General features: G+C 70.1%; 3 protein-coding genes. 1 reads left to right on the forward strand and 2 read right to left on the reverse strand.

The annotated features are described in order from the left end of the window. Positions 1-304: 304 nt before the first annotated feature. Together ACFV4G_RS11060 and ACFV4G_RS11065 are read right to left on the reverse strand one after the other, a co-directional pair. Positions 305-1,204 carry a phosphotransferase gene (locus tag ACFV4G_RS11060; protein ID WP_380438817.1) on the reverse strand — a complete coding sequence of 300 codons (900 nt, stop codon included), beginning with the start codon at positions 1,202-1,204 and terminating at the stop codon, positions 305-307. Positions 1,205-1,415: 211 nt separating this feature from the next. Further along, positions 1,416-2,318: a LysR family transcriptional regulator gene (locus ACFV4G_RS11065; protein ID WP_380438819.1), complete on the reverse strand. Its 903-nt coding sequence runs from the start codon at positions 2,316-2,318 to the stop codon at positions 1,416-1,418. A gap of 159 nt (positions 2,319-2,477) precedes the next feature. Here ACFV4G_RS11065 and ACFV4G_RS11070 point away from each other — a divergent pair, with 159 nt between their 5' ends. Then, positions 2,478-2,771 (forward strand): DUF1330 domain-containing protein, encoded by a 294-nt coding sequence (locus ACFV4G_RS11070; protein ID WP_380438821.1) that lies wholly within the window; start codon positions 2,478-2,480, stop codon positions 2,769-2,771. Positions 2,772-3,097: the final 326 nt, after the last annotated feature.

The following is a 3,097-nucleotide window of genomic DNA, read 5'->3' on the forward strand; positions in this document are numbered from 1 at the left end:
GTGCAGGTGGTATGGACCTTGGACTAATACCCCTTAGTCCGCAGATAAAATACGGGACCCCGCCCCCACCAAGGCCCCGCCCCGGGGGCGCCACTCCCCCCGGGGCCTGAGTCGATTTCACAGCCCCGTCGGTAGTCCGCCCCCTCGGCCCTGGTGCTGAGCCCCGCGCCGGTCGGCGCGCGCCCCTGGACGCGTGGCCCGCATCCGCGACTGCGCGAACTGCGGCGCCCGGCTTCCCCGGACAAGCTCAACGCGACTGGACACGAGTGCTGGCTCGGGCCGGAGCCGTTTATCCATGCCGACGTCAAAGGCCCTTCAGGACACGACCAAGTGCCGACCGACCTGCCGTCCCCCACTGCGGCTTGCCGCCGGGCAGGCCGCGGTCCCCGTTCTGGCCCATCAGCATCAGGAACAGGCTCTTCATCGCGGCCAGCCCGCGCGCCCGTCGTACCGCCGCGTCGTCTGCCTGCGCGTAGCTGTCGAAGAACCGCGAGGCACCGCCCGCGGGGAGCAGCAGCCAGGCGGCCACAAGGTCCCACGCCGGGTCGCCGGCGAAGACCGCGCCGAAGTCGACGACGCCCGCCAACGTCCCGTCCGCAACGACGACGTTCGCGGGATGCAGGTCGCCGTGCACCCACACGCGCGGGCCCTTCCACTCGGGAGCCGCCACCGCGTCGTCCCACACGGCCCGGATGTCGTCCCCGGCGAAGCCGCCGAGCTCCACGGCCCGCAGGAAGCCCTCGAAGCCGTCCGTGCACTCCCTGGGGTGAGCGCCGAAGTCCGAGGCGGCCGGTGCGTCGGCGGGCGCCTCCGCGTGCAGCGCCTTGAGGAAGGCCGCCAGCGTGTCGGCGGCGTGGTCGCCGCAGGTGATCGAGCCGTGGTCCAGCGGCGTGCCTTCCACCCAGGTCATGACGGTCCAGACCTTGGGGAAGCGCTCGGACGGTGCCCCGTTCCGCACCGGGATCGGGATCGGAAGCGGCAGGCGCGGGGCCAGCACCGGCAGCCAGCGGCGTTCCTTGAGCTGCAGATCGGGGAGCTTGTCCATGCGCTGCATCCGGACGGCCAATTTGTCCCCGAGGCGCCACATCTGGTTGCCCCAGCCGCCCGCCACCTCGCGGATGGGTAGGTCGGCCAGGTCCGCATGCTGTTCCCGCAACAGGTCGCGGACCAGATCCTCGCTGATCTCAATCTCGGATTCGATCACGCGAAGTTACGGTACTTGAGGGAGACGGAGCCGGCCTTACCCTCGGGAAGATCCAGGGTCCGATCTCCCACGTTCTCGTTGGACCCATCGAACCGACCCGGCCGAGGACGCTCCCGCCGGACTGCAACTGCCGACCCATCAAGATCATCCCGTGGCGGCTTTTGGGGCTCACCTTCGCTGGACCCGATTGACCCGCTTGACCTCTTGTGCGTCAGTCCGGAAGCCAGTGCAACTCGTGCGCCAGGGTTTTGGCGACGGCGCGGATGCGGCGGTGCAGTGGCGACTGCTCGCGGGGGAGGACCAGGTGGAACGTCAGGCTGGGCGCGCCCCGCAGCGGTCGCCAGGTGAGACCGGCCGGTTGTGCCGTGGCCGCGGCTTCTCCGGCCGGGGCGAGGGTGACCCCGTCGCGCAGGTCGTGCTGAGACATGTCGAAAGAGACTGCGGGCGTGTGGAATCGGGGGTGTGGTCGGGTGTCCCGGAACACTGCGGACAGCTGATCGTGGACCACGGGGTTGGCCGCACGGTCCGGGAGTCGCAGCGGAAACGCGGCCGCGTCGGCGATATCGATCTCCGGACGCTCGGCCAGCGGATGGTGCTGCGCCAGCTGGACGCCGATGCGCGCACGCCGCAGCAGGAACCGGCGCACGCCACGGCCCGGTTGTTCACCGCGGGTGATCCCGGCTTCGATGCGGCCGTCGGCGACCGCGGGGGAGATCTCCGGTGTCGCCATCGGGACCGCGCCGACCTCGAGTCCGCTGTTGTCGCGCATCAGCCTGTCCACCAGGGCCGGTGCCGTCTCGGCGCCGGCGCTGAGGCTGTATCCGATGCGCAGCGTGCCCAGTTCACCGGCCGCCGCGCTCCGGGCGGTGTCCCACGCCCGGTCCAGCGCCGCGAGCGCGGGAGGCGCGGACTCCGCCAAAGCCGCACCGGCCGTGGTCAATACGACGCTGCGCGTGTCGCGGACCAGCAGGGCCGTACCGAGTTCCGCCTCCAACCGGCGCATCCGGGCACTGAGTGCGGGCTGTGCGATGCCGATCCGTGCGGCCGCGCGGGTGAAGTTCAACTCCTGCGCCAGCACCAGGAAGTAGCGCAGGCTCACGGTATCCGGCGCCACGGTGCCCTCCCTGGCGATTGATAACGATCCGTTCTGACTCTATCCCGTACCGGTCTTTCCCTCGGCCGCTCATCACGTCCTAACCTGCGCATGCCGGGATCGATCGATCCGAGTGTCGATTCGAAGTCGGACGTGCCCGTCCGAACACAGGAGGTTTCCATGGCCAAGGGCTACTGGGTCAGTGTCTACCCCGCCATTTCCGACCCCGAGAGGCTGACTGCCTACAACGGGCTGGCCGGTCCCGCTGTCCGGGCCGGCGGCGGGCGCGTCCTGTCCCGCGGCGGTCGAGTCGTCGCCCACGAGGCCGGAATCACGCAACGCGTCGTTCTGGTCGAGTTCGACGGCTTTGAACAGGCCGTCGCGGCATACGAGAGCGAGGCGTACCAAAAGGCGCTGGTGGCCCTCCCCGACGGCTTCGAGCGCGACTTCCGCATCGTCGAAGGCATCGACTGACCGACGGGTCCGGCCCTTGTGGACCCGGTGGACCACCACGCACGCGGCGACGGTCAGCACACTGACATGAGGAGGAGATAGATCACGACGGAGCATCAGCGCTGGCCAACGGCACACGGACAACGCTGCTTCCGCTGCCGTCGCCGGTCCTGTAGAAGTCGGTGCTGTCGGGTGGACCGAGATGCTGTTCGGCAGAGCCGGCATGCCCCGCCGTCGAGGCCGCGTATCCGGCCGTAACGGCATTCGGTACCAAGGGTGCTGTGGGAAGGGGGGGGGGGGGGGGGCGGGGTGTCGACGGTGTCTCCCGGCCAGGGGAGCGGGGGCGG

Source organism: Kitasatospora sp. NPDC059747 (assembly GCF_042732955.1).
In the GTDB taxonomy this organism is placed as follows: Bacteria; Actinomycetota; Actinomycetes; order Streptomycetales; family Streptomycetaceae; genus Kitasatospora.

Excerpts from the sequence above, each read along its gene's own strand:
- ACFV4G_RS11070 (WP_380438821.1), top strand. The coding sequence starts at position 2,478 with ATGGCCAAGGGCTACTGGGTCAGTGTCTACCCCGCCATTTCCGACCCC.